The 21,108-nt window shown below is 43.2% G+C and carries 20 protein-coding genes; 14 read left to right on the top strand and 6 right to left on the bottom strand.

The genetic code is table 11. From position 1 onward, the window contains the following. Window positions 1–6 precede the first annotated feature (6 nt). From C505_RS0108165 to C505_RS0108125, 9 genes are all read left to right on the top strand, one after another. Window positions 7–936, top strand: coding sequence for a hypothetical protein (locus C505_RS0108165; protein ID WP_018692113.1), 930 nt, complete (start codon window positions 7–9; stop codon window positions 934–936). A gap of 88 nt (window positions 937–1,024) precedes the next feature. Further along, window positions 1,025–2,980 (top strand): hypothetical protein, encoded by a 1,956-nt coding sequence (locus C505_RS0108160; protein WP_018692112.1) that lies wholly within the window; start codon window positions 1,025–1,027, stop codon window positions 2,978–2,980. Window positions 2,981–3,037: 57 nt separating this feature from the next. Further along, window positions 3,038–3,595 carry a hypothetical protein gene (locus tag C505_RS0108155; protein ID WP_018692111.1) on the top strand — a complete coding sequence of 186 codons (558 nt, stop codon included), beginning with the start codon at window positions 3,038–3,040 and terminating at the stop codon, window positions 3,593–3,595. Beyond that, on the top strand, window positions 3,592–4,878 hold the full coding sequence (locus tag C505_RS0108150; RefSeq protein ID WP_018692110.1) for a hypothetical protein: 1,287 nt from the start codon (window positions 3,592–3,594) through the stop codon (window positions 4,876–4,878). Before C505_RS0108155 ends, C505_RS0108150 begins: the two co-directional genes overlap by 4 nt. Before the next feature lie 79 nt (window positions 4,879–4,957). Beyond that, window positions 4,958–5,698 (top strand): hypothetical protein, encoded by a 741-nt coding sequence (locus C505_RS0108145; RefSeq protein ID WP_157368916.1) that lies wholly within the window; start codon window positions 4,958–4,960, stop codon window positions 5,696–5,698. A gap of 130 nt (window positions 5,699–5,828) precedes the next feature. After that, the gene (locus C505_RS0108140) at window positions 5,829–6,425 is read left to right on the top strand and encodes a hypothetical protein (RefSeq protein ID WP_157368914.1); all 597 of its coding nucleotides are present in this window, start codon (window positions 5,829–5,831) and stop codon (window positions 6,423–6,425) included. 9 nt (window positions 6,426–6,434) lie between these two features. Next, a complete protein-coding gene (locus tag C505_RS0108135) occupies window positions 6,435–7,010 on the top strand; it encodes a hypothetical protein (RefSeq protein ID WP_018692107.1) in 576 nt (191 codons plus the stop codon). Between the two features lie 14 nt (window positions 7,011–7,024). Beyond that, the gene (locus tag C505_RS0108130) at window positions 7,025–7,681 is read left to right on the top strand and encodes a hypothetical protein (protein ID WP_211215064.1); all 657 of its coding nucleotides are present in this window, start codon (window positions 7,025–7,027) and stop codon (window positions 7,679–7,681) included. 60 nt (window positions 7,682–7,741) lie between these two features. Continuing rightward, entirely contained in the window at window positions 7,742–7,987 is a 246-nt protein-coding gene (locus tag C505_RS0108125; protein ID WP_157368912.1) for a hypothetical protein, read from the top strand. Here C505_RS0108125 and C505_RS0108120 read toward each other — a convergent pair. Next, window positions 7,984–9,765, bottom strand: a complete 1,782-nt coding sequence (locus tag C505_RS0108120; protein ID WP_018692104.1) for an ATP-binding protein — start codon at window positions 9,763–9,765, stop codon at window positions 7,984–7,986. The two genes, C505_RS0108125 and C505_RS0108120, sit on opposite strands and share 4 nt — an antisense overlap. 145 nt (window positions 9,766–9,910) lie before the next feature. On the opposite strand from C505_RS0108120, the gene C505_RS0108115 reads away from it, so the two are divergent. From C505_RS0108115 to thrC, 4 genes are all read left to right on the top strand, one after another. Then, entirely contained in the window at window positions 9,911–10,597 is a 687-nt protein-coding gene (locus C505_RS0108115) for a tRNA/rRNA methyltransferase (RefSeq protein ID WP_018692103.1), read from the top strand. A gap of 247 nt (window positions 10,598–10,844) precedes the next feature. Continuing rightward, entirely contained in the window at window positions 10,845–13,304 is a 2,460-nt protein-coding gene (thrA, locus tag C505_RS0108110; protein WP_018692102.1) for a bifunctional aspartate kinase/homoserine dehydrogenase I, read from the top strand. Between the two features lie 3 nt (window positions 13,305–13,307). Beyond that, a complete protein-coding gene (gene thrB, locus C505_RS0108105; protein WP_018692101.1) occupies window positions 13,308–14,282 on the top strand; it encodes a homoserine kinase in 975 nt (324 codons plus the stop codon). After that, a complete protein-coding gene (thrC, locus tag C505_RS0108100) occupies window positions 14,283–15,551 on the top strand; it encodes a threonine synthase (RefSeq protein ID WP_018692100.1) in 1,269 nt (422 codons plus the stop codon). A 67-nt stretch (window positions 15,552–15,618) separates the two neighbouring features. On the opposite strand, the gene C505_RS0108095 is transcribed toward thrC, so the two are convergent. Beyond that, window positions 15,619–16,188 (bottom strand): hypothetical protein, encoded by a 570-nt coding sequence (locus tag C505_RS0108095; RefSeq protein WP_018692099.1) that lies wholly within the window; start codon window positions 16,186–16,188, stop codon window positions 15,619–15,621. A gap of 220 nt (window positions 16,189–16,408) precedes the next feature. Here C505_RS0108095 and ung point away from each other — a divergent pair, with 220 nt between their 5' ends. Further along, window positions 16,409–17,068, top strand: a complete 660-nt coding sequence (ung, locus tag C505_RS0108090; RefSeq protein WP_018692098.1) for a uracil-DNA glycosylase — start codon at window positions 16,409–16,411, stop codon at window positions 17,066–17,068. A 49-nt stretch (window positions 17,069–17,117) separates the two neighbouring features. On the opposite strand, the gene C505_RS0108085 is transcribed toward ung, so the two are convergent. The 4 genes from C505_RS0108085 to C505_RS0108070 form a co-directional block, all read right to left on the bottom strand. Further along, window positions 17,118–17,297 carry a DUF3545 family protein gene (locus C505_RS0108085; protein WP_018692097.1) on the bottom strand — a complete coding sequence of 60 codons (180 nt, stop codon included), beginning with the start codon at window positions 17,295–17,297 and terminating at the stop codon, window positions 17,118–17,120. 200 nt (window positions 17,298–17,497) lie between these two features. Continuing rightward, complete coding sequence (pgi, locus tag C505_RS0108080; protein WP_018692096.1) at window positions 17,498–19,141, bottom strand: glucose-6-phosphate isomerase; 1,644 nt, start codon at window positions 19,139–19,141, stop codon at window positions 17,498–17,500. A 28-nt stretch (window positions 19,142–19,169) separates the two neighbouring features. After that, window positions 19,170–20,123, bottom strand: a complete 954-nt coding sequence (gene tal, locus C505_RS0108075; RefSeq protein ID WP_018692095.1) for a transaldolase — start codon at window positions 20,121–20,123, stop codon at window positions 19,170–19,172. Window positions 20,124–20,303: 180 nt separating this feature from the next. After that, window positions 20,304–21,068: a substrate-binding periplasmic protein gene (locus tag C505_RS0108070; RefSeq protein WP_018692094.1), complete on the bottom strand. Its 765-nt coding sequence runs from the start codon at window positions 21,066–21,068 to the stop codon at window positions 20,304–20,306. Window positions 21,069–21,108 lie beyond the last annotated feature (40 nt).

Here is a 21,108-nt window from a genome sequence, read left to right as displayed (position 1 = left end):
ATTATCATGAAATTGAAGTCAGTCGCATTACTGGCGGCGCTTGTCTGCGCGCCTTTCTCTTACGCAGATGTGCTTTTTGATGCGAAACTATCCTGTAAAAAAAGAACGATGGCAAATGGTGATCGCTACATTCCACCTTGTTCTATCACACAAAATTCGGTTGAAGCAGACTACTTGGAAGTTGCAAACAACAACACGGAAATGAATTTTAAAAAGGCGCTTTATAAATCTTACATTGAATACAGCTTTGTCTGTGAGTCGTTGCGTCCGGTCAATCTTTCCTACGCTGTGAAAGAAGGGAACATTGTGAAGCAAAAGGGATTGATTGGTGCCTCTCGTCAGCACCAAATACAATCAACGACGTTCACGCATGATTATGCGAAAGCTTCATTTGTGCTGGATGGGATCCAAGGTATGTATGGGTTTCAAGCGATGAAGCCGGGCTGCAAGATGCAAACGGAAACATTTGTTGCTTACCCAGAACCGCATTTCTTTGCACTGATGTTCGACTCGCAAAAGAAAATCGATGCACAGCTTGAAGCAATTCTCGATAAGGCACAAACCACTGTTGACTACATACAAATCATTGATTCTATTGAAATGGCCAAGTTATTTCTGATGCGCTTCTTTTCTGAGGCTGATGAAATTACACAAAAAGGCATTATGCAGATGATTTTTGAGCTTGAGACATCAAGAAGAACGCTCGAAAACCAATGTGGTGCAGGCAGCAGTTCTCAATCCTGCGTTGCAGGCTTAAAAGATGTTCGCGACATCATCGAAGAAAAATCCAGAATCAATTCCGATAACCTGAAGGCGATCCGTGATCAGCTTGATTCGCAGATTGCCTGGCTACGAACACAATCCACTCAATTAGGAGGAGACCTGAAAGAACTGGAAGAGCTTTACCAAAAAGTAAACAACTATTTATCTCATTAAAATAACTATCGATACGTTTGTTTTGTTAAGCACGTCTTAATAAACATAATCCGATAGCCGATTTGGTCTATCTATAAGGAAGTTTGTTGTGAAAACACAGATGAAACCTGCGCTTTGTGTTGCAATTACTGCAATTTTAGCAAGTGGTACAGCTTCAGCTTTACCGGATGTAAGAAAAGGAAACCCGTTGGATGCGAGGGGCATTCAAACACCAGCGGGTGTTGGTGATATTATTCAGGATAATGAAGAGCCAAAAACGCTTTATGTCGCACCTGTGAATGAGAAAGAAATCAATGGTTATTACCATGCGATCGACGATTCCGGTCCAATGTGTTCTGACCTGATGACAATGACGAACCGGACCTATCGCCTGCCAGATGGCCCTGATTTTGAAGTGGCTTTGAAAGAAGGTCGTTATGTAAACAACTTGTTCCAGTACGAATATGCCATCCCGTATGAGAATACGTCGACCTTAGACCGCATCATGGTTTCTTATGAAAAACTTGCTGAGTTGAACGAAGCAAATGCTGCGAAGAAAGTTGCTTATGATGCTGCTGAGCTTGCCTGGGGCGACTTGTCGACTCAAATGGGTGAAGTAAAAGAAGAACTTGAAACAGCAAAAGACGAGTACTCGGATCAGGTGACAAACTGTACAGTGATGTTCGTGACTGAACCAGAAAAGATGCAGTCATGTATTCGAGATGCTCTTTCAACTTATATCCCTAAGAAACAAGCGCTTTCTCAGCGGAAAAAAGAACTGAAAAAGAAGCAGGACGAGATCAAGTCAAATTACTTTTCTCTTGCAGCTTGGCATAAGACTTTTTCTGAAGCTGCGGCATTAATCACACGTGATGCGGATTTTTATCAAAAGATTTTTGACATGCAGCGTGATGTTGTCAAAACAGCGCTTGATTTCGAGTTGGAACTGCTCGATAAGGAAAGCGGTAAAATTGTTGGTCGTGCGACAGCAGGTTACAACATTTATACCAACGAAAGCCAGATCCTTTCTAACGCATTGCTTGGATCAGGTCACAATTACGCGATTAAGCAATTGGACCTGTTTAATATTCGCTTGAATTCAGGTGTGACATTGCTAAATGGTGCAGATGAATCAGAGCGCTTTACGAGTCGTTATAAAAAGAACGTTTGGGAAGTCTCAGCAGATACGTTAATGAGCAATACGATCTTGAATGAAAAAGATATGCCGTTTGAGCGTGAAGAACGCGGCGATACGATTGCATTCGATACGACAGATGTCCAGTCATTTGGCTCTGGATCTTATGAGTTTTATGTTACCAAACGTGGCCGTTGTGGTGAGTTTACCAAGAAGCTTGAAGAGATCACAATCACGAATGATGATCATACAACAACGCGTATGGAAGTGGAGCGTCAGTATTATGAGCCACACCCAAACCGTTATGTATTTACTCAAGCGATTGGCCTGACGTATAACTACAATGCATATCCTGGACGGATTCGTGGTCGTTGTGAATTAAATATTGACCGTGTTAATTCTTACTACAGAGACCGTGGTCGTAAGAAGAAGCGTGGATTCTTTAGTTCATCTACTCGCTCTTGGGATCATACTCGCCAGACATTGAAAGATGATTTTGGTATGGAGTGTACCTTGTCTCAGAAGCCAACATCACAAAACCAAGCAGAAGCACGTAAATTAGAAGAGCTATTTGAACGCGCGATGTATGACGATCTATGGCAGATGTTCCTGGCGATTTATGCAAAGGAATTCACTGTCGAACAAGTTAAGCCAGATGTGATTGATATCAAACATAAATCTATCTTCACTTCATTGGGAAGTGGTGTCATGGACATGTGTGGTAAAGGGAAAAAGTTCTGTAAGTTTGGTTCTGTTGTTTTGAAATCACTTGGAGAGCTAGGCGGCAGCAAAGCAAGAGGTTCTACATCTTCTCGCATTGAGCACTACGGTACTATCTACAAGAACTATAACAAAGATACGTGGATCATGAAGCAAGGTACATCCACGATCAACATGAAAGTTTGTGCTGATAGAAATCAGTGTCAATAACTTATCACTTGGTTGAAGGGGAAACCCTTCAACCACTTTCAAGAGGTTATCAAACAGATGAAAAAGTTCATTCTCCCCCTGACCATCGGTGCAGTCATTGCCGGCGTAACAACTGTTGTATTTTATTCATCTGAATCAAGCACACAGCCGGCATCGGAAAATTCTCCAAAGCTAGTGCATATAACAGAGTCCAAACAGGTTTCACAGCAAGCGAAACAAGAAGAGCCAGTAGAAGAAAAGATCCAAAAAAAATCAGTGAAACCAAATCAGGACACGGCAAAGGTTGAGAAAAAAGCCGAGCCAGAGGCTGAACCTGAGCAGTTTGACGATGTGATCCAGCAATTCCCACATTTGACAGAAGAAGTTGTCGCCTATCGTCTTCAAGTTAAACAGCTGGAATCAGAAATGGATAACTATCGCGATGCAATGCGACAACGGAATGAAATTGCGAAGCAGGGCTATCAACTCACAGATTATGAGCGTGAGCAGCTCGCAAAAGAAAGAGATTTATTATTGGAAAAGTCCCGTGAGCTGGGTCGCGAAGCAATGGCACTTGCTGCACTGATCCGCGAAGCAACGAAGGAACTGATGCAAGAAAAAGAGAAGGATGTATGATGAACATTCAATGGCAAGCCGCCTTTTTAATTGGATTGACGCAATTGTTTGCGAATGGGCGGGTGATTGCAGAGACAAATCAATCTGTTGAGAGGATGTATTCAACGGATTCGGCTGACTCAACAGACCCGACTGATCCAACGGACCCTGTCGACCCTGTGGAAATGGTCAATATTCTGGTCTTGAAGCAAAGTGAACTGGACTCTGTTGTGTCCCCGAGCGATTGTACAGAAATTCAAGCCCAGATTTTGGACCAAGATCCCACACTTTATTATCAAGAAGGGGAAGTGTCTGGTTTAAAGATGACTTATGCGCAGCAATGGTATGATAAGCAGGAACAGCTGATTCAACATGAACTCGGTGAAATCCTTGTGCGTTTGGCATCTGTTGAGTCTTATGCGTCTGCATTGATCGAATTGCCTAAAGCAGAATGGGAAGATGATGCGATTGATAAATCCAACCTGATTGATATGAGCACGATCGAGTTCCAGAATGAATGCATTGTACCCAGTCGTGTGACTTATCACGCAACGGACTTGAAATTGGATACTCATGAAAAGTTATTTGACTGGATGTCTGCTGCAACACGCCAGAATCTAGAAAAAATGGCTGTTACACCAAAGCGCTTTCAAAGATTTTACGGATATGACGGGTTAGGGTTCGGCTCATACGTGAAAGCAGGGATACATTTCGAGCTTCCAAAAGCGATGGGAGACTTCGCGAAGGATGGAAGCTGGTTTTCGTTACGTTGGCGAGTCAAAGAACCAGATGTATCTGAACTGGCACAAGCGGTGATCCCTGCTGAAATTGAATCGGCATTTATCCCACAATGGAATGATACATGCCGACCTGTTCAGCTACGATTTTCAATGGATGAAGACTTTTATCAATCCACGCTGCCAATCAAAACACTGCCTTCACGTTGCGAAGAAAAACCACTATTTATCCAAGATGACTTTGCTGCACTCAATATTGATGAGCTCACTGACCAACAACATCGCCAATACCTCTTGGATGGATACCCACTGAATCGCATCACGAGACAGCTTGACTATTTCGGGAACTGGACACTTTGTCGAAATGGTTTGAGTCGGCACCCTGATTCCTGTCCTGGAATTATTCGCAATGATTTCTGGCCGGTTCTCAAGCCATTTTTCACTGGAGAGTCGAGTTTATGGGTTGAAGTCACATTTGATGACTATTTCCGTAAGGTTTACTTTCTCGATACCGCGACAGGCCAAATTGAAGAAGTTGCTTCAACCCGACTGGCGCATCAGGAATAGTGGATGGCAAATGCCATTCAATAACAGGTGTGTTGTGTTTGATGCAGCACATCTAGGATTGCCAAATAAGGAAAATTATATGAAAAAGCAATCGATGATTGGGCTGATTGGTGGGCTGTTGGCAGTGGCGCCTCAACTCCATGCCACAGAGTCGTCAGGTACGGTTTATGTTGGTGGACAAGCAACACGATTAACAATTGCAGATTTGCCCCGCGATCCCAAAGGGAATCATATCGCAATCATTGATGTTGAAGGTGACATTGGTGAAGATCTCATTTTTGATATTGATGTAAAAACAGCAGGGAAGGGTAGCAATCAATTTCGAAGAAAATGCAGACCTCGATTTGATCCAAGGATAAATCCGCGACCAGAGCCATTCCATGGACCGAGGCCAGACTTTTTACCTTTATCACGAGCTGCAAGCTCAATTGCTGATGCTGCCATTGAAATTGCTCGTCGTCCCATTGATTTCGATGAAAGATATTGGAACTGCAAAGTTTATCCTACAGGCAAGTTCAGTTTTGAAATTGAAGTCAGTGTGACATGTAATGGTATTCCTATCGCTTACGAAAAACGTAATAAAAACGAAATGACGACCGTAGGAAAGTTGGTAACACCACGCGATCGTGAAATGAACTTCCTATTGGATTCCACGAAACGAACAGATGGAAAGTGTCGTCAGTTGAAGGTCGAAATCAACCCTGCTCAACCGACATTGGTTGGATTCCCCCCTATTGGACCTATGCCTAGCAATCGTCCTTTGGAGCGAACGGTGTTATCGACACTCAACCTGGATGTGCATGTATTGGAACGGTTCTAAATGAAAAAAATTGTTATGTGTCCTCCTCTTGGGATAAGTGGTGTCAAAGAGTACTGTGGCAGCCTCAAATAAATAGATTATGTTCATATTCTGGAAGCCATTTAAACAATAATGAAACTAGGAAAATAAGATGAAAAAGTTAATGTTAGGGATGTTGGTTAGTGCACCATTGACTTTCACCCAAGCAATCGCAGGTGAATCCGTTGACACCATTTATGTTGGCGGACAGTCCTCCCGTTTGACGATGGATCAAATGGAGATGAACACGCAAGGTGGGTACACAGCATACATTGATATGGAAGGAGATATTGGGAATCTGTTGATTTTTGATATTGATGCGAAAGTTTCTGGCAGAGGGCATAACCAGCATCAGATAACAGTTGAAACAGATTACAGTACACCTTGGAACCCAATTCGTCGCAGCATCGTCCCTACGGGAATGTTCTATTACGAGATTGAAGTCGCAATCAGCTGTAATGGTAAAGCCATTGCCTATGGGAAGAAAAATCTGAACGAGCAACACAGAAGAGGGAAGCTGGTCCACGATAAAAATCGAACATTGGAATTCCTATTAGATAATGAGCGAAAAATGGGTGGAACATGCCAGCAGATAAAAGTTGAAGTGAATCCGATCCAGGTCGCTGATTTATATCGTGATGGCGTACAGAAAGAAAAAACAGTTCTGGATGCTATCAGCCTAGATATTCATGTATTAGAAAAGTTCTAAAGGCGAGTCATGAAAGAAAAACTGAACCAAATGCTTTTGGCCAGTTCGCTGATCGTGACCTCAGGTGCTGTGACTGCGAAAACAGTCTATGTTGGTGGTCAATCCACGAAATTAACACAACATCAGATGACGAAAACCAGGTCAGGTGGCTATGTCACATATATCAATGTTTCAGGTGATAATGGCCAAACCTTGCTTTTTGATGTAGATGTAGCCCTCTCCGGCATGGGACAAAATCAGTACCTCAAGCATTGCATCAAACTATTTGGCAAAAAGTGTTTCACGTTGCCGTCTGGCAAATTCTACTTTGAGGTGGCAACCAAAGTCAGCTGTAGTGGTATACCTGTTGTCTATAAAAAGATGAATGCAAACACGTTTCGTGATGTGGGCAAAGTAGAAAAAAATAAACGGCGTTCATTAAACTTTTTGCTGGACGGAAAGAAAAACTTCGGCGGACGCTGCAAAAAGTTAAAGGTGGAATTGATCCCCTCACAATTTAAAGATGTTGCGACAGGACAACCACAGCGTGAAAAGGCCAGCATCAGCAATATCAACTTGGATGTTCATGTATTGGAAGTATTCTAGATAAGGAAAGAATGATGAATAAAATCAATAAAATATTGGCAAGTGTCTGCTTGAACATCTCTGTAGCAGTGCATGCGAGGACCCTCTATTCCCTGGCTGTCGCTTGTTCACTCATCTTCACCACGACAACAGTTTTTGCTGATGGAAGCCAGCATACGGTTTATGTGACCGGTGAAAGGACAAGGATCACTCAAGCCGAGATGGATAAGACACCACAAGGTGGTTTTACCGCAGAGTTTGATATGAGTGGAGATTTTGGTCAGTCACTCATGTTTGATGTCGATGTCATTGTTGAGGGAAAAGGTCATCATGAGTACAAAAAAAGGATGGGAATGCCTTACCCACCAAGAAATGGTCTCCCCGGGGGAAAGAGATGGCGTTATCAAAAAGGGAATAGGTTTATTTTTGAGGTGGCAGTCCATGTCACCTGTAGTAACCTTGCAGTGGATTATCAAAAGCTGAATGCCAACGTTCTTCTTAGTAAAGGAGAGTCTGAGAGACACAAAAAACGACAGCTTAAGTTTCTCATGGATAATACATTAACGTTTCATGGTGAGTGTCAGCAGCTGAAAGTTGAGATTCTACCAACACAAGGGCACCCAGGGCAGCCAGAGAAAACTGTGATTGAGTCTGTTCGTTTAGATATTCATGTACTGGATGGCAATCATTAGCGGACGAAACACGAAATTGCTCTTGAATTGTAACATGATGTATTAAACAAGGATTTCAATATGAAACCCAACACAATGATTTTATGCTCTCTTTTGAGTGTGTCTTATGTGCAAGCACAAACCATAGATACGATATTTGTCAGCGGACAAAAAACCATGGGGACTGCTAAGTTTGAGAAAGATGAGCATGGGAACTTTATTCAAGTGATACCAGCATGTGATCAACTTGTGTTTGCATCGTCTGTATCAAGCCCAGTTGTGGCAACAGATATCACTGTGGATGTCCACTTGCTCGGGCAGTTTTAAAGATCGGGGTTCGCAGCTTCTCCAAAAACATCGTCATCTGTTCTGGTTTCTTTGGGGAAGCGCATATCGTAGGTTAACCCTTCACCCTTCTTGCTGGAAATTTCTATATCGCCGCCGAGGGTTTGTTTCACTAAGTTGTAGGTGATATGTGTACCAAGGCCACTGCCGCCTTGTTCGCGTTTCGTGGTAAAGAATGGATCAAATAATTGCTCAAGTTGTTCTTCATCTAATCCATGTCCATTATCGCTATACACAATATGAACATCATCACCTTCATCTGTGACATCAATATTAATCGTACCGGATTGAACGCCCTCAAAGCCATGGATCACTGAGTTGATAATCAAATTGGTAAAGATTTGAGAAATTGCACCAGCAGGGCATTTGATCAATAAAGATTCGGGGCAATTCACATGAATTTGATGGTTTGTCTTTTTCAATTTTGGATGTAATGAGCGAATAATTTCGTCAATATAGCCGTTTATATTGATTGTTCTGACGGCTTCACTTGCCTGATCAACCGCAATTTGTTTGAAACTTGCGATAAGCTCAGAAGCACGATTCAGGTTTGTGGTGAGGAGATCCACACTTTGATTTGCTTCGGTGATAAAGGCTTCGAATGCCTTCGCACTTAATTTTTTCTCATCAAAAGCAATCTGCAGTTGTTTTAGTCGTTCCTGAAGGAAAGATGTTGCAGTGACGCCAATCCCGACGGGTGTGTTCACTTCATGGGTGATACCCGCGACTAGGCCACCAATTGCTGCAAGTTTTTCTGATTGAACAAGCCTATCTTGTGCAACATTGAGATCATCCACAATTTTTTGTAGTTCGGATTGTTTTGCGAGCAATTCTTTTTCTGTATTACTTCGCCTTTCAATCTCATCTTGTAAAGTGGATTGCTGCTTTTCCAATTCATTTTTCTGTTGTTGTAAGTCAATCATGACACGACTTAAATTGGATGTTTTACGGGCAACATCTTGTTCAAGCGTCAGGTTTTGCTGGTCGAGTTTTTCATTGGTGACCACAAGCTGCTTTTGTGTATCTTGTAGGTCGTCTTTATAGCCTTCTACCTTTTTCAGTACATTATTAAATGCCTGCTCCATGATTTTGAGTTCGTTATTATCTTTTGTGTGGATGTTTATTTGAGCGCCTTCAAGATTATCCAATTCTAATTCGGATATCTGCTGGGTAATATCATTGAGTGGATCCGTTAATAATCGTCGGAAGGCAATCAGGAAGAGCACAATTAAGAAAGTTGTTTTGACGATTGCGTTCCCTATCAGAAAGAGAATACTCACCATGATTCGATTAAATACGACTTCACGGCTAGAGAATAGTGTGACATCACCAACTTGGGTTGCGCGGCCAGAGAATTCAAAAATCAATGGGAATGTATAACCGAAAAGGCCACTGCCGCGATCTTCGAGGATCACACCATCTTGAACAAGCTGATTACTGTACTTTTCTTTGACATCGATGATTTTACCGATTTGTGTGAGGACATCGGCATTATCGCCACGAACGACAACACCCTCAATCATAGGAATTGCCAATAGTCCTTCCGCAATGGTGAGTGCTTGCTGGGTATTGAGCTCCCAAATTGCACGCGTTAAAGAACCACTGAAGGTTTTTTGCAGCATGGCAAGTTCATCATTGATCAGGTTTTTTGTGTTGAGATATTCCGCAACAATTTGCCCACAGGTGACGATAAATGTCAGTAGGAAATAGACTGATAAAACATTTGTGAGTAATCTCCGCGATATACTTTTAAATTGCATCCAACTTACTCAGCCGCATATTCTTCGATACAATGTTCCAAGGCCCAGAGGCCCGAGAATATTCTAATTTTCAATAAGTCTAGCAAAAGCACATGGTTTCGTTTGAAAAATGGGCTTAATTTTCATGAAAGAGTTGATGTAGCACGTGGAACAGAGTCAGTTTTGTATTGTTTTAGTAGAGCCGGCTAGGGCGGCAAATGTTGGCGCAGTCGCGAGAGCCATGAAGACTACAGGGTTTACGCAACTGCGAATTGTGAACAGTCAATCACATTTGGAAGAAGAGGCAAATTGGGTTGCGCATGGCGCAACTGAGCTACTAGAACAAGCGGTTGTTTATCCAACGCTTGATGCTGCGCTTGAGGGCGTCGACTTTTCTATTGCAACTACCGCGAGAAAGCGTGGTGCTGCCAGAAGCTATTGGACACCTCGTGAAGTTGCTGAACATTTGCAGCTGAGTCAGTTCAGTAAACCGAATGTGGCGATTGTCTTTGGAAGAGAATCTTCCGGGCTAAGTAATGACGAATTAGCACGCTGTGATTGTTGGAGTTATATGCCATTGGTGCAGAGTTACCCTTCGTTAAATCTTGCTCAAGCAGTGATGGTTTACTGTTATGAGTTGGGGCAGCTCTTCCTTCAGCAGGAAAAACAAGCAATTCAAGCCCAAGCACCATTTCAAGCATTAAAAAATAAAATTGCAGATCTTGCGGGTGACTTGGATATTCAAACGACAGAAAAACTCTACGAATGGATGCAGGATCGGCTGAATTACTGCGATGATCGAGATGTTCGTATGCTTCACCTTCTACTCAAAGATGTATATAAAAAACTATGAATTGTAGATTGTTACCCAGCGTGACTGGTGGGAAATAATTTTCGTCTTGACTTTCATTGTCAAGTATGGCGATTATAGAAGGATGAAACAGATTAATTTTGCACACATTACACGAGGTACCACCACCACTACCCCAACTGGGTAGAGGCGACTGGGTGTATGTGAAGCACAATACAATTTTCAAAACCCGTGGCCTCAAAAACCACGGGTTTTTTTATACCTGATTTTTAAGTTGAAGGAGAAATCTATGCGCGTTTTAAAGTTTGGCGGTTCATCATTGTCCAATGGACGAATGTTTGAGAAAGTTTCTGGCATCATTGCTGGTAAAACGATGGACGGCCGGACAACAACTGTGCTTTCTGCCCCTTCTGGTGTCACGAATCAGCTTGTTGCCTTGATTGATGCACTGGCCTATGGCGATAGTACGGAAGCAGCGCATGCTGAACTCCTTCGTCGAATGAATGAGTTGACGTTAGAGTTTGAATCTTTTCTCGATGCTGAACGGGTTCAGCAACTCCGAGATGAAGTGGAAGCAATAAAAAATAAAATTAATGAGTTGTGTCAGGGGATGTCGTTACTCGGCCATGCACCAGAAACCAGCCAGGCAGAGCTAATGAGCATGGGGGAAATGTTTAGTGTGGCTGCAATGCGATGCTTCGTTGAACAAAAAAGCATAATTGTGGGCTTGGTTGATCGCAAAAATATCGTTGCAGAAGGCGAAATATTGAGCGGAACTGCGTGTTTGAAACTCACGCGTGAGCGTCTTCGTCAATGGATGGAACGTCACGATCAAGTGGAAGCATTTATCCTGCCTGGATTTGTTGCTGAGTCTGAAGAAGGGCAGGTAATGGTTCTTGGTCGAAATGGCTCGGATTACACCGCAGCGATCACTGCGGCTGCATTAGAAGCCAATCTTTGTGAGATTTGGACGGATGTGGATGGGGTTTATTCAGCTGATCCGCGTTTTGTTGATCAGGCGAAACTCGTCAAGTACCTGACTTACGATGAAGCAATGGAACTTTCCTATTTTGGTGCGAAAGTGCTCCATCCGAAAACGATTGCACCCCTTGCGCGTTATCAGATCCCATGCCAAATCAAAAATACCCTCAATCCAGACGCAGAAGGGACTTTAATCTCATCGAAGACCAGCCAGAAAGGTGAAATTAAAGCAATTTCCAGTTTACCATCACTTGCACTGATTAGTGTGACAGGCCCTGGGATGAAAGGTATGGTTGGCATGGCTGCCCGCGTTTTTGATGTGATGGCTTCCCAGAAAATTTCTGTCGTACTCATTACTCAGTCATCTTCCGAGTACAGTATTTCATTTTGCATTCATCAGGAACAGCTGGAAAAGGCGATGGTTGCCTTGCATGAGAACTTTTCATTGGAGTTAAAAGCAGGCCATCTCAAACCATTCGAAACAAAGAAAAATGTTGGGATAGTCTCTTTGATTGGCGATGGCATGCGCAGCACGAAAGGCCTCGCCGCAAAGTTTTTTGCATCATTAGCGCAAGCACGCATTAATATCTCTGCGATTGCGCAAGGATCGAGTGAGCGCTCCATTTCAACGGTGATTGAAGGCTCCCAGTGTATGGATGCAGTGCGGGTTTGCCACGAAAACTTCTTCACCCATAAACCGAGTATTGATGTATTTTTGATTGGTTGCGGTGGCGTCGGTTCAGAGCTTGTTGAGCAAATCGCTCAGCAGAAATCAATGCTTTCCAATCGTGGTATCAATCTCAGATTATTTGGGATCTCAAATAGTAAACGGATGTTGATGTCTGCTGGTGGGGTTGACTTAAACAACTGGCAAAATGCACTGAACGATTCTGATCAGAGTTTTTCTTTGGTGAACGTGTCCCGTTTTGTAGAAGAGCAACACTTAGTCAATCCAGTATTAGTCGATTGTACAAGTAGCGAGCATATTGCAGCACAATACGCTGAGTTTATGGCCGCAGGCTTTCATGTGGTTACAGCGAATAAGAAAGCGAACACTGGCTCAATGGGATATTACCATGAGCTACGCAATACAGCTTTGAAGCATCATCGCAGATTCCTTTACGAGACAAACGTTGGTGCAGGTCTGCCTGTCATTGATACCCTTCAAGGTTTGATCAATGCGGGTGACAAAATGTCGAAGTTTGAAGGGATCCTCTCAGGTTCACTCTCTTATATTTTCGGGAAGATGGAAGAAGGGATGAGCTTTTCTGAAGCAACCCGTGTTGCAAAAGAAAAAGGGTTTACAGAACCTGATCCAAGAGATGATTTGAGTGGCATGGATGTCGCGCGTAAGCTTCTGATCATGGCGCGTGAGTCTGGCTTGGAGCAAGAGTTGCATGATATTCAAATTGAATCTGTGCTTCCAAAAGATGCTGATTGCGGTGGCGATGTGGATACCTTCATGCAGAAATTACCGGAAATCGATGCACACTTTGACCAATTGATTGAGCAGGCAAAACGTGAAGATAAAGTTCTGCGCTATGTGGGTAAAATCGAAAACGGACGATGTGTTGTATGTATCCAGGCAGTTGGTCCACAACATCCGCTTTATGCGATAAAGGATGGCGAGAATGCATTGTCGATCACCAGTGAGTACTATCAGCCAATTCCAATGGTTCTACGTGGGTATGGTGCTGGTTCTGCGGTAACGGCTGCGGGTGTGTTTGGTGACCTATTACGAACCTTGTCCTGGCAGCAAGGAGTGTAAAGCGTGTCGTATTCTAATCAACAACCTGTTCGTGTTTTTGCGCCGGCTTCCATTGGGAATGTTGGCGTTGGGTTTGATTCTCTGGGGCTGGCTTTGGCCCCGCTTGAAGATGTGTATTTGGGAGATCGGATCACGATTAGTTGCCACGCAGGTAAAAAGGATTCACTGATTTGCTCAGGCCCCTTTGTACACCATTTACCTGAAGATGAAGACAATTTGGTCATGAAAGCTGTTGAAGCTTATTTTGCCCATCCAGATTGTCAAGCGCTGGAGAAGCCAACTTTACGTATTGAACTAGAGAAATACTTACCTGTCGGTAGTGGTCTTGGTTCCAGTGCTTGCTCGGTCGTTGCCGCTTTGACAGCAATGAATCAGTTTATGGATGATCACTTGGATGATTTGGCACTGATGAAAGTCATGGCGCAGCTTGAAGGTGGGATCAGTGGTGCCATGCATTTTGACAATATTGCACCATGTTATTTTGGTGGCATGCAGTTGATGGTCCCAAGCCAGCAGCAACCTTTCCAGCAAGTGCCTGCGTTCACGGATTGGTACTGGGTGATGGCATTCCCTGGATTTAAACTCAACACTGCTGCTTCTCGAGCAGTGCTTCCAAAAGAATTGTCACTTCAAGAAAGTATTCTGTTTGCTCAGTATCTTTCAGGTTTTGTATCAAGCAGTTATCAACAAAATGCACAGAGTGCTCTGGACATGCTTAAAGATGTCGTTGCAGAACCACACCGAGCGGCACTCATTCAAGGCTTTGCTGAGGCGAAAAAAGCGTTAACTCAAGAAGGGGAAACCGTGGTCGGCATCTCTGGTGCTGGACCAACATTATTTGCTGTCTGCCGAGAAAAAGAAAGAGCTGAACAGTGTGTTACTTGGCTCAAAGAAAATTATCTACAATCCGACGAAGGATTTGTGCACATTTGTCGCGCTGCTGAAAAAGGCGCCAAGAACTGGTACGAGGAAGAATAAATGAAATTAGTGAATTTAAAAGATGCGGCAGATGTGGTGAGCTTCCAACAAGCTGTACTCAAAGGTCTTGGTAACAATCAAGGGCTTTATTTTCCTGAGAGCTGGGAAACATTTGAAGATATGGATGCGCTGCTTGATATGCCCTTTGTTGCTCGAAGCCAGCTTATTCTTGAGCGCTTGATTGGCGATGAATGGCCAAAAGCACAACTCCATCAGGCTGTAGAAACGGCTTTTACTTTTCCAGCACCACTCCATCAAGTGGATGAAAAACATTATTGCCTCGAGTTATTCCACGGGCCGACACTTGCCTTTAAGGACTTCGGTGGTCGCTTTATGGCCCAGAGCCTACTTGCTGCGAAATCGGACAAGAAAGTCACGATCTTAACCGCTACATCCGGTGATACAGGTGCAGCAGTTGCGCATGCTTTTTATGATCTGCCAGGGGTTGAAGTGGTGATCCTTTACCCAGAAGGCAAGATCAGTCCACTGCAGGAAAAGCTGTTCTGCACGCTAGGCAAGAATATTCGCACAATTGCAATTGACGGAGATTTTGATGCTTGCCAATCATTGGTGAAACAATCATTTGATGATCAAGAACTTGTTGATGCGATAGGTTTAAACTCCGCGAACTCTATCAATATCAGCCGACTGCTTGCCCAAGTATGTTATTACTTTGAGGCGATTGCTCAGCTACCGAAAGAGCAGCGAGAAAAATCAGTTGTTTCAGTACCAAGTGGTAACTTTGGAAACTTAACGGCGGGTCTGATTGCGAAGCGTTTGGGTCTCCCGGTAAAACGCTTTATCGCTGCAACGAATGCCAATGATACCGTACCACGCTATTTGTCGAGTGGTGAATGGTCTCCAGTACCGACGAAAGCGACATTATCGAATGCGATGGATGTTGCTGCCCCGAATAACTGGCCGCGCGTTGAGAATTTGTTGAAAACACAGAATATGGAAGCATTACTTTCATCCATGTCGATTTCCGAAGCGCAAACGGAAGCAAGTGTTAAAGCATTAAAGGAAAGAGGCTATCTGTCTGAGCCACATGCCGCAGTGGCTTATCAGGCACTGGAAGAGTCATTGAGTGATGATGAAGTCGGTGTTTTCTTAGGGACTGCACATCCAGGGAAGTTTTATGAAGCCGTTAAAGGGATTTTGGGTGAAGACTTTCCTTTACCTGAAACATTGAAATACTACGGGGAAAAGGAACTGCTTTCCAGCAAGATGCCAGCTGACTTTGCTGCGTTGCGTGATTTTTTACTGTAATTGAAGGCCTCAGTCTCTCACTAGAGGAAGCGCAATCGCGCTTCCTGATAAGCTTGAATAAGCCAAATTACATTGGTGGTTCAACAACAAGTACACCGCTGATGAGACTATCTAGAATATCGACATGCTCATGCGCACGGTCTTCTGCTAGAGAAGTTGTTGGCCCACATGGATAAACCGTTGCTTTAAACTGATTCGTTCCTGTTTGCTCATGGATTTTCGTATGCAGGATGTAGCTTTTTCCTTTTTCCATCGGATATTGCCCGATGGAAACGTCACCACCAAATTGTGTTCTTAGCGTCAGCTCTATTGTGTCAGTTGTTTTTCCGCCGTATGTTTGGAACCATTGATTACTGTCATAGATTGCATTGGTTACTAAGACACTCACTTTTTCTTCCTTGATGTATTCACCAGTGACATAGAATTCTTCTTTGATCTTTTCAACTGATGTGACCGTACCAACAACAGCCAAATCTGCATGAGCAAGTGAGTTCATGACGTTGAGTGGATTGACTTTCCAAGAGGTCATTGTGCTTGGTGCATCCATCAGGCAATGCTGTAAATATGGATTTTCGTTGGCGTTGACGACAAAGCTAGTGGCAAGGGCAGCAAGAGAAAGGATCGTGGTTCTTAACATGTTTATATACTCCAAGGAATTATCGGATAGGATACGGCGGCTGTATTAGATGATTTTTCTGATTTGGAAACAACCAGTCAAAAAGCGTATTTATCCCGAGTTATTCATACCAAGATATTGGTTTTGTTTGATCTTGATCGCAATTATTCAATCCTGGTTCAAGGATCGTCTTATGATCGATATAATACGCGCAGTGAATTTAAAATAGTGAGAAACACTTATGCTGACCTGGCGCGATGTGATTGGCATCGAAAAACAACAACCCTACTTTATGGAGACGCTGAATTACGTCGAGCAGAGGCGCCAACAGGGCATCACGGTCTATCCGCCGAAGGAAGACGTTTTTAATGCATTTAGTATGACACCACTTGAGTCGGTGAAGGTCGTTATTCTTGGGCAAGATCCTTACCATGGTCCAGATCAAGCGCATGGTTTGTGTTTCTCTGTACAACATGGTGTACGTACACCGCCTTCTTTAGTGAACATCTATAAAGAACTGGCACAAGACATCCCTGGTTTTCAAATTCCAAATCATGGTTATTTGGCTTCGTGGGCAGAGCAAGGAGTATTGTTGCTGAACTCCGTACTGACCGTTGAAGCGGGGCAGGCCAATTCACACCGTCAACTTGGTTGGGAGCAATTCACTGATAGAGTCATTGATGCAGTGAACCAGTATACAAGCGGGGTTGTTTTCCTCCTTTGGGGCGCGCATGCCCAGAAGAAGTGTAAAAATATCGACCAGCAAAAACATTTGATTCTTCGTGCACCGCATCCATCTCCGCTTTCTGCCCATCGTGGATTTTTAGGTTGTGGCCATTTCTCAAAAGCAAATCAATATCTTGAGCAATTAGGGAAATCACCCGTCAATTGGCAAGTATAAATGTGTATAAGATAAAAGAAAAAGCCCGCTATCAATGCGGGCTTTTTCTTTAAAAGTCGAGGTCGTCCAGTTGCGGATCGAGCGTGCAGTCAATACTTTGGAGTTCTTTTTTAAGACGGTGTTTTTCTTTCAGCGCTTCGATTTCGCGCCATCTTCGCTTTTTTGCAGGGGGGGATTTTTTGGATGAAGAGCGCTCAATGACGCTTAGAACTTCGTCTAGCATTTCCATTTTTGCCTCCTTTGGTTTTTTTCTGCCCAGTTAGCTATACCATAGTAAATGACAAAATAAAATGGTTTTGTTGAATTTGTATGACATTGAACAAATATGAAGGAGCTATAACAAAAGCGTTTTGAGATAAAGACGGGTTGAGATAAAAACGGATTGCTTTAGAAAAAATTAGCCCCACCAATTGTAGGGCTCATCTTAATTTATGTGCGATTAGCGGTTAAGAACCTTTGGATGAGTTGGTTTGTTGAGGCATCAAAGTTAGCTTGTGATGCCTCCTTACCCAAATGAGGCAGGATCTGATTACCAAGCACTTTTCCAAGCTCCACACCCCATTGATCAAAGGAATTAATGCCCCAGATCACCCCCTGACAAAAGACTTTGTGTTCGTATAAAGCGATGATCGTGCCCAACTGGTATGGGGTTAATTTGTCAAACAGAATAGTATTGCTCGGTTTATTTCCTGGCATAAACTTCTGTACAGAAAGTGCAGCTAAAGTGGCTTTGGTGAAGCCCTTATCTTGCAATTCGGCTTTTGCTTCTTCCTCAGTTTTTCCGACCATTAACGCTTGTGTTTGTGCAAAGCAATTTGCTGCAAGCATTGCATGTTGCTCTGAATATTGATGGTCTGCAACCAATGGTAGAATGAAATCAGCAGGAATAATCCGCTGACTTTGATGCATGAGCTGGTGAAAAGCATGTTGACCATTGGTTCCTTCACCACCCCAAATGACTGGGCCTGTCGCATAATCGACGTAAGCATTGTCCAGTGTTGCCTGTTTACCATTACTTTCCATGTCCAATTGTTGAACATAGGCTGGAAGTCCACGTAGGTAATGATAATAAGGGAGTAATACATGGGATTCGGCATCAAAGAAATTGATATACCAGACACCAAGCAATGCCAAGATCATCGGTAAGTTTTGGGAGATTGGTGCTTCTTGAAAATGGCGGTCCATATCATAAGCGCCACGCAATAATGCTTCATAGCCTTCATAACCCAAGTCCAATGCAATCGGAAGCCCGATCGCAGACCACAATGAATATCGGCCACCGACCCAATCCCACATTGGGAAAATATTCTCAGGAGCAATTCCAAATTCAGATGCAGCTGCGACATTGGACGAAACACAGACAAAGTGTTTTGCAACGTCAGATTGAGTGGCGCCATCATCAAGCAGCCACTGTTTAGCAATCAAGGTATTATTGAGTGTTTCCTGTGTCGTGAACGACTTGGATGACATAATTACTAAAGTCGTCGCAGGGTCAAGCTTTGCTAGCACATCACGAATATGGTGGGCATCGACATTTGCGACATAGTGAACTTTCACTTTATTTTCGCGGTATGGCAAAAGCGCTTCACTCATGATTTTAGGACCAAGGAATGAGCCACCAATTCCGATGCTGAGCACATCTTTGATGGGCTGGCCTTGGTAGCCAAGCCAAGTACCGTCATGAACTTGAGAGACAAACTGTTTCATTTTTTCTTGTACAGCTTGAACATCTTCTGCAATGTTTTTGCCGTCAACAATAATTGGTTGTCGACTAAAGTCCCTTAAGGCAGTGTGCAAAACTGCACGATCTTCGCTGGTATTTATCTTTTGACCAGAAAACATCGCTTGACATTTTTCAACCAGATTGCACTGATTTGCCAATTGCTTCAGTAAAGACCAAGTTTCATCAGTGATCAGGTTTTTAGAATAGTCGACGGTCAAGCCACAGGCAGTTGCAGTATAGGTTGCTGCGCGGTTCGGGTCATCTTGGAAAGCGTTTTTCAGGTGAAACCCATCGAGCGATGCTCGATGGGTTGTTAATGCCTGCCAGACAGGTGTGTTAGCGATGGTCATGTCTCATCCTTCTGCTACGATACTCGGCTTATAATTTTGCTTCGATGAGTTTTTCCAGTTTAACTTGGTCAATAGCAAAGTTGCGGATCCCATGTGCAAGTTTTTCCGTTGCCATTGGATCTTCGTTGAGCGCCCAACGAAACTCAGATTCTGAGAGGCGCTCGCCTGGTGCTTGTGTCTCAGTGGCAGGTTTTAGCTTGACATCTAACTCGCCTGCCATCCCTTCAAGTTCTTCCAGAAGGTTCGGACTGATTGTTAGGCGATCACAGCCAGCCAATGCCAATACTTCGCCTGTATTACGGAAGCTGGCTCCCATGACTACTGTCTTGTAGTTGTGTGTTTTATAGTACTTATAAATCTCACGAACTGATAACACACCAGGATCTTCTTCGGCCGTATATTCAGTTTTCTCGGTATTCGCTTTGTACCAATCAAGAATGCGACCAACAAATGGTGAAATCAAAAAGATACCTGCTTCTGCACAGGCTCTTGCTTGTGCAAAATTAAACAGTAGGGTCAGGTTACAATTGATACCTTCTTTCTCTAGCTGTTCAGCTGCTTTGATCCCTTCCCATGTGGATGCGATCTTGATTAAGACGCGATCCTTTGATAAACCATTTGCTTCATACAAAGCGATTAATTTACGTGCTTTTGCGAGCGTTTTTTCGGTATCAAAAGAGAGTCTTGCGTCAACTTCTGTTGAGATCCGCCCAGGAATGATCCCTGCGATTTTAGTACCAATACTGACCGCTAGCTTGTCACATGTATCTTCAATCTGTGTGTTTTTATCGCTGGACTGCTGTTTTGCCCAGGTGATCGCGTCTTCAATTAAGTCATCATATGCATTGCCAGATACAGCTTTGAGGAGCAATGAAGGGTTTGTTGTTGCATCGACGGGTTTGAATTTTTCGATAGCACTGAATTCACCAGTATCTGCAACCACGGTTGTGACTTGTTTGAGTTGCTCAAGAAGATTGGACATGCATTCACCTGTGTAATTTTGTAACGAATTGAACCTGAAAATAACACCATATTATGGCTTTTTGTGTAGGAAAATTACAACCATAATCTGTTCGTATTGTATTTAGAGGAACATCATACGTAAGATAGAATGCTTTTTCCCTGTAAGATCAGATGTCTGTGGATAAAGTCGCGCCGTTCGTTACATTTTTGGTGAACGGCTTTTCTTTAGGAGCTCATCATATCGTCCAGTACTTTTAATTTCTTTTAACCCGGCATTGATTGCTTTTAGTACACGTTGTGAGTGAGATTCAACATGCTTTCTAGAGACCAGAAAGTGTGATGTCACTTCATCGTCAATTGGCTTTTTCGTGTGACTGAATGCGCTTGCATCTTTTTCTTTGAGTAAGGTCCGAATGAGGTAATAACCAACATCAATATCGTTAATTGTATAATCTGCCTTACGCTTTAAGATCATACGGAGACCAACTTCATCATTCACGGTCCGGTGTAAGGTGAGTGTTTTATCTTCAAATGCAGGGCTGATTTTTGGACTGAACAGGTAGCCAACTGTTCCTACAAATCGATACTTTGCAAGATCTTTCCAAGTTGTCCACTGTGCTTCTTCGTGATCTTTTAAATGAAAAAAGACAATCTTATGCGTGATGATTGGCTCGCTGTAGTAGAATTGCTTTGCTCTTTCTTTGGTGTAAAACCAAAGTGGAGTGCCATCGATTTTTGCATTTTTTGCATTCTCGAACGCTTCTTTCCAAGATGTAAACTCGAACATAACTTCAATACCCTGCGTTTTAAATGCTTCCGAAAGGATATTGACGCATATGCCTTGCAAGGAAGGTTTGGATGCAATAAATGGCGGCCATTCACCGACAGCAAGTGAGACTTTCTTTAGCTCCGAGGCTTGTAACAATGAGGTCATGAGAATGAGAGAGCAAAAAATCAAGCGCATGGAGTGTTCTTCAACCATCAATGAATAAGGTTAGTTTTAG

This window comes from Algicola sagamiensis DSM 14643, from assembly GCF_000374485.1.
Taxonomy (GTDB): domain Bacteria; phylum Pseudomonadota; class Gammaproteobacteria; order Enterobacterales; family Alteromonadaceae; genus Algicola; species Algicola sagamiensis.
The sequence above is the reverse complement of the archived record's forward strand: the minus strand, read 5'-3'. Positions and strand labels throughout refer to the sequence as shown.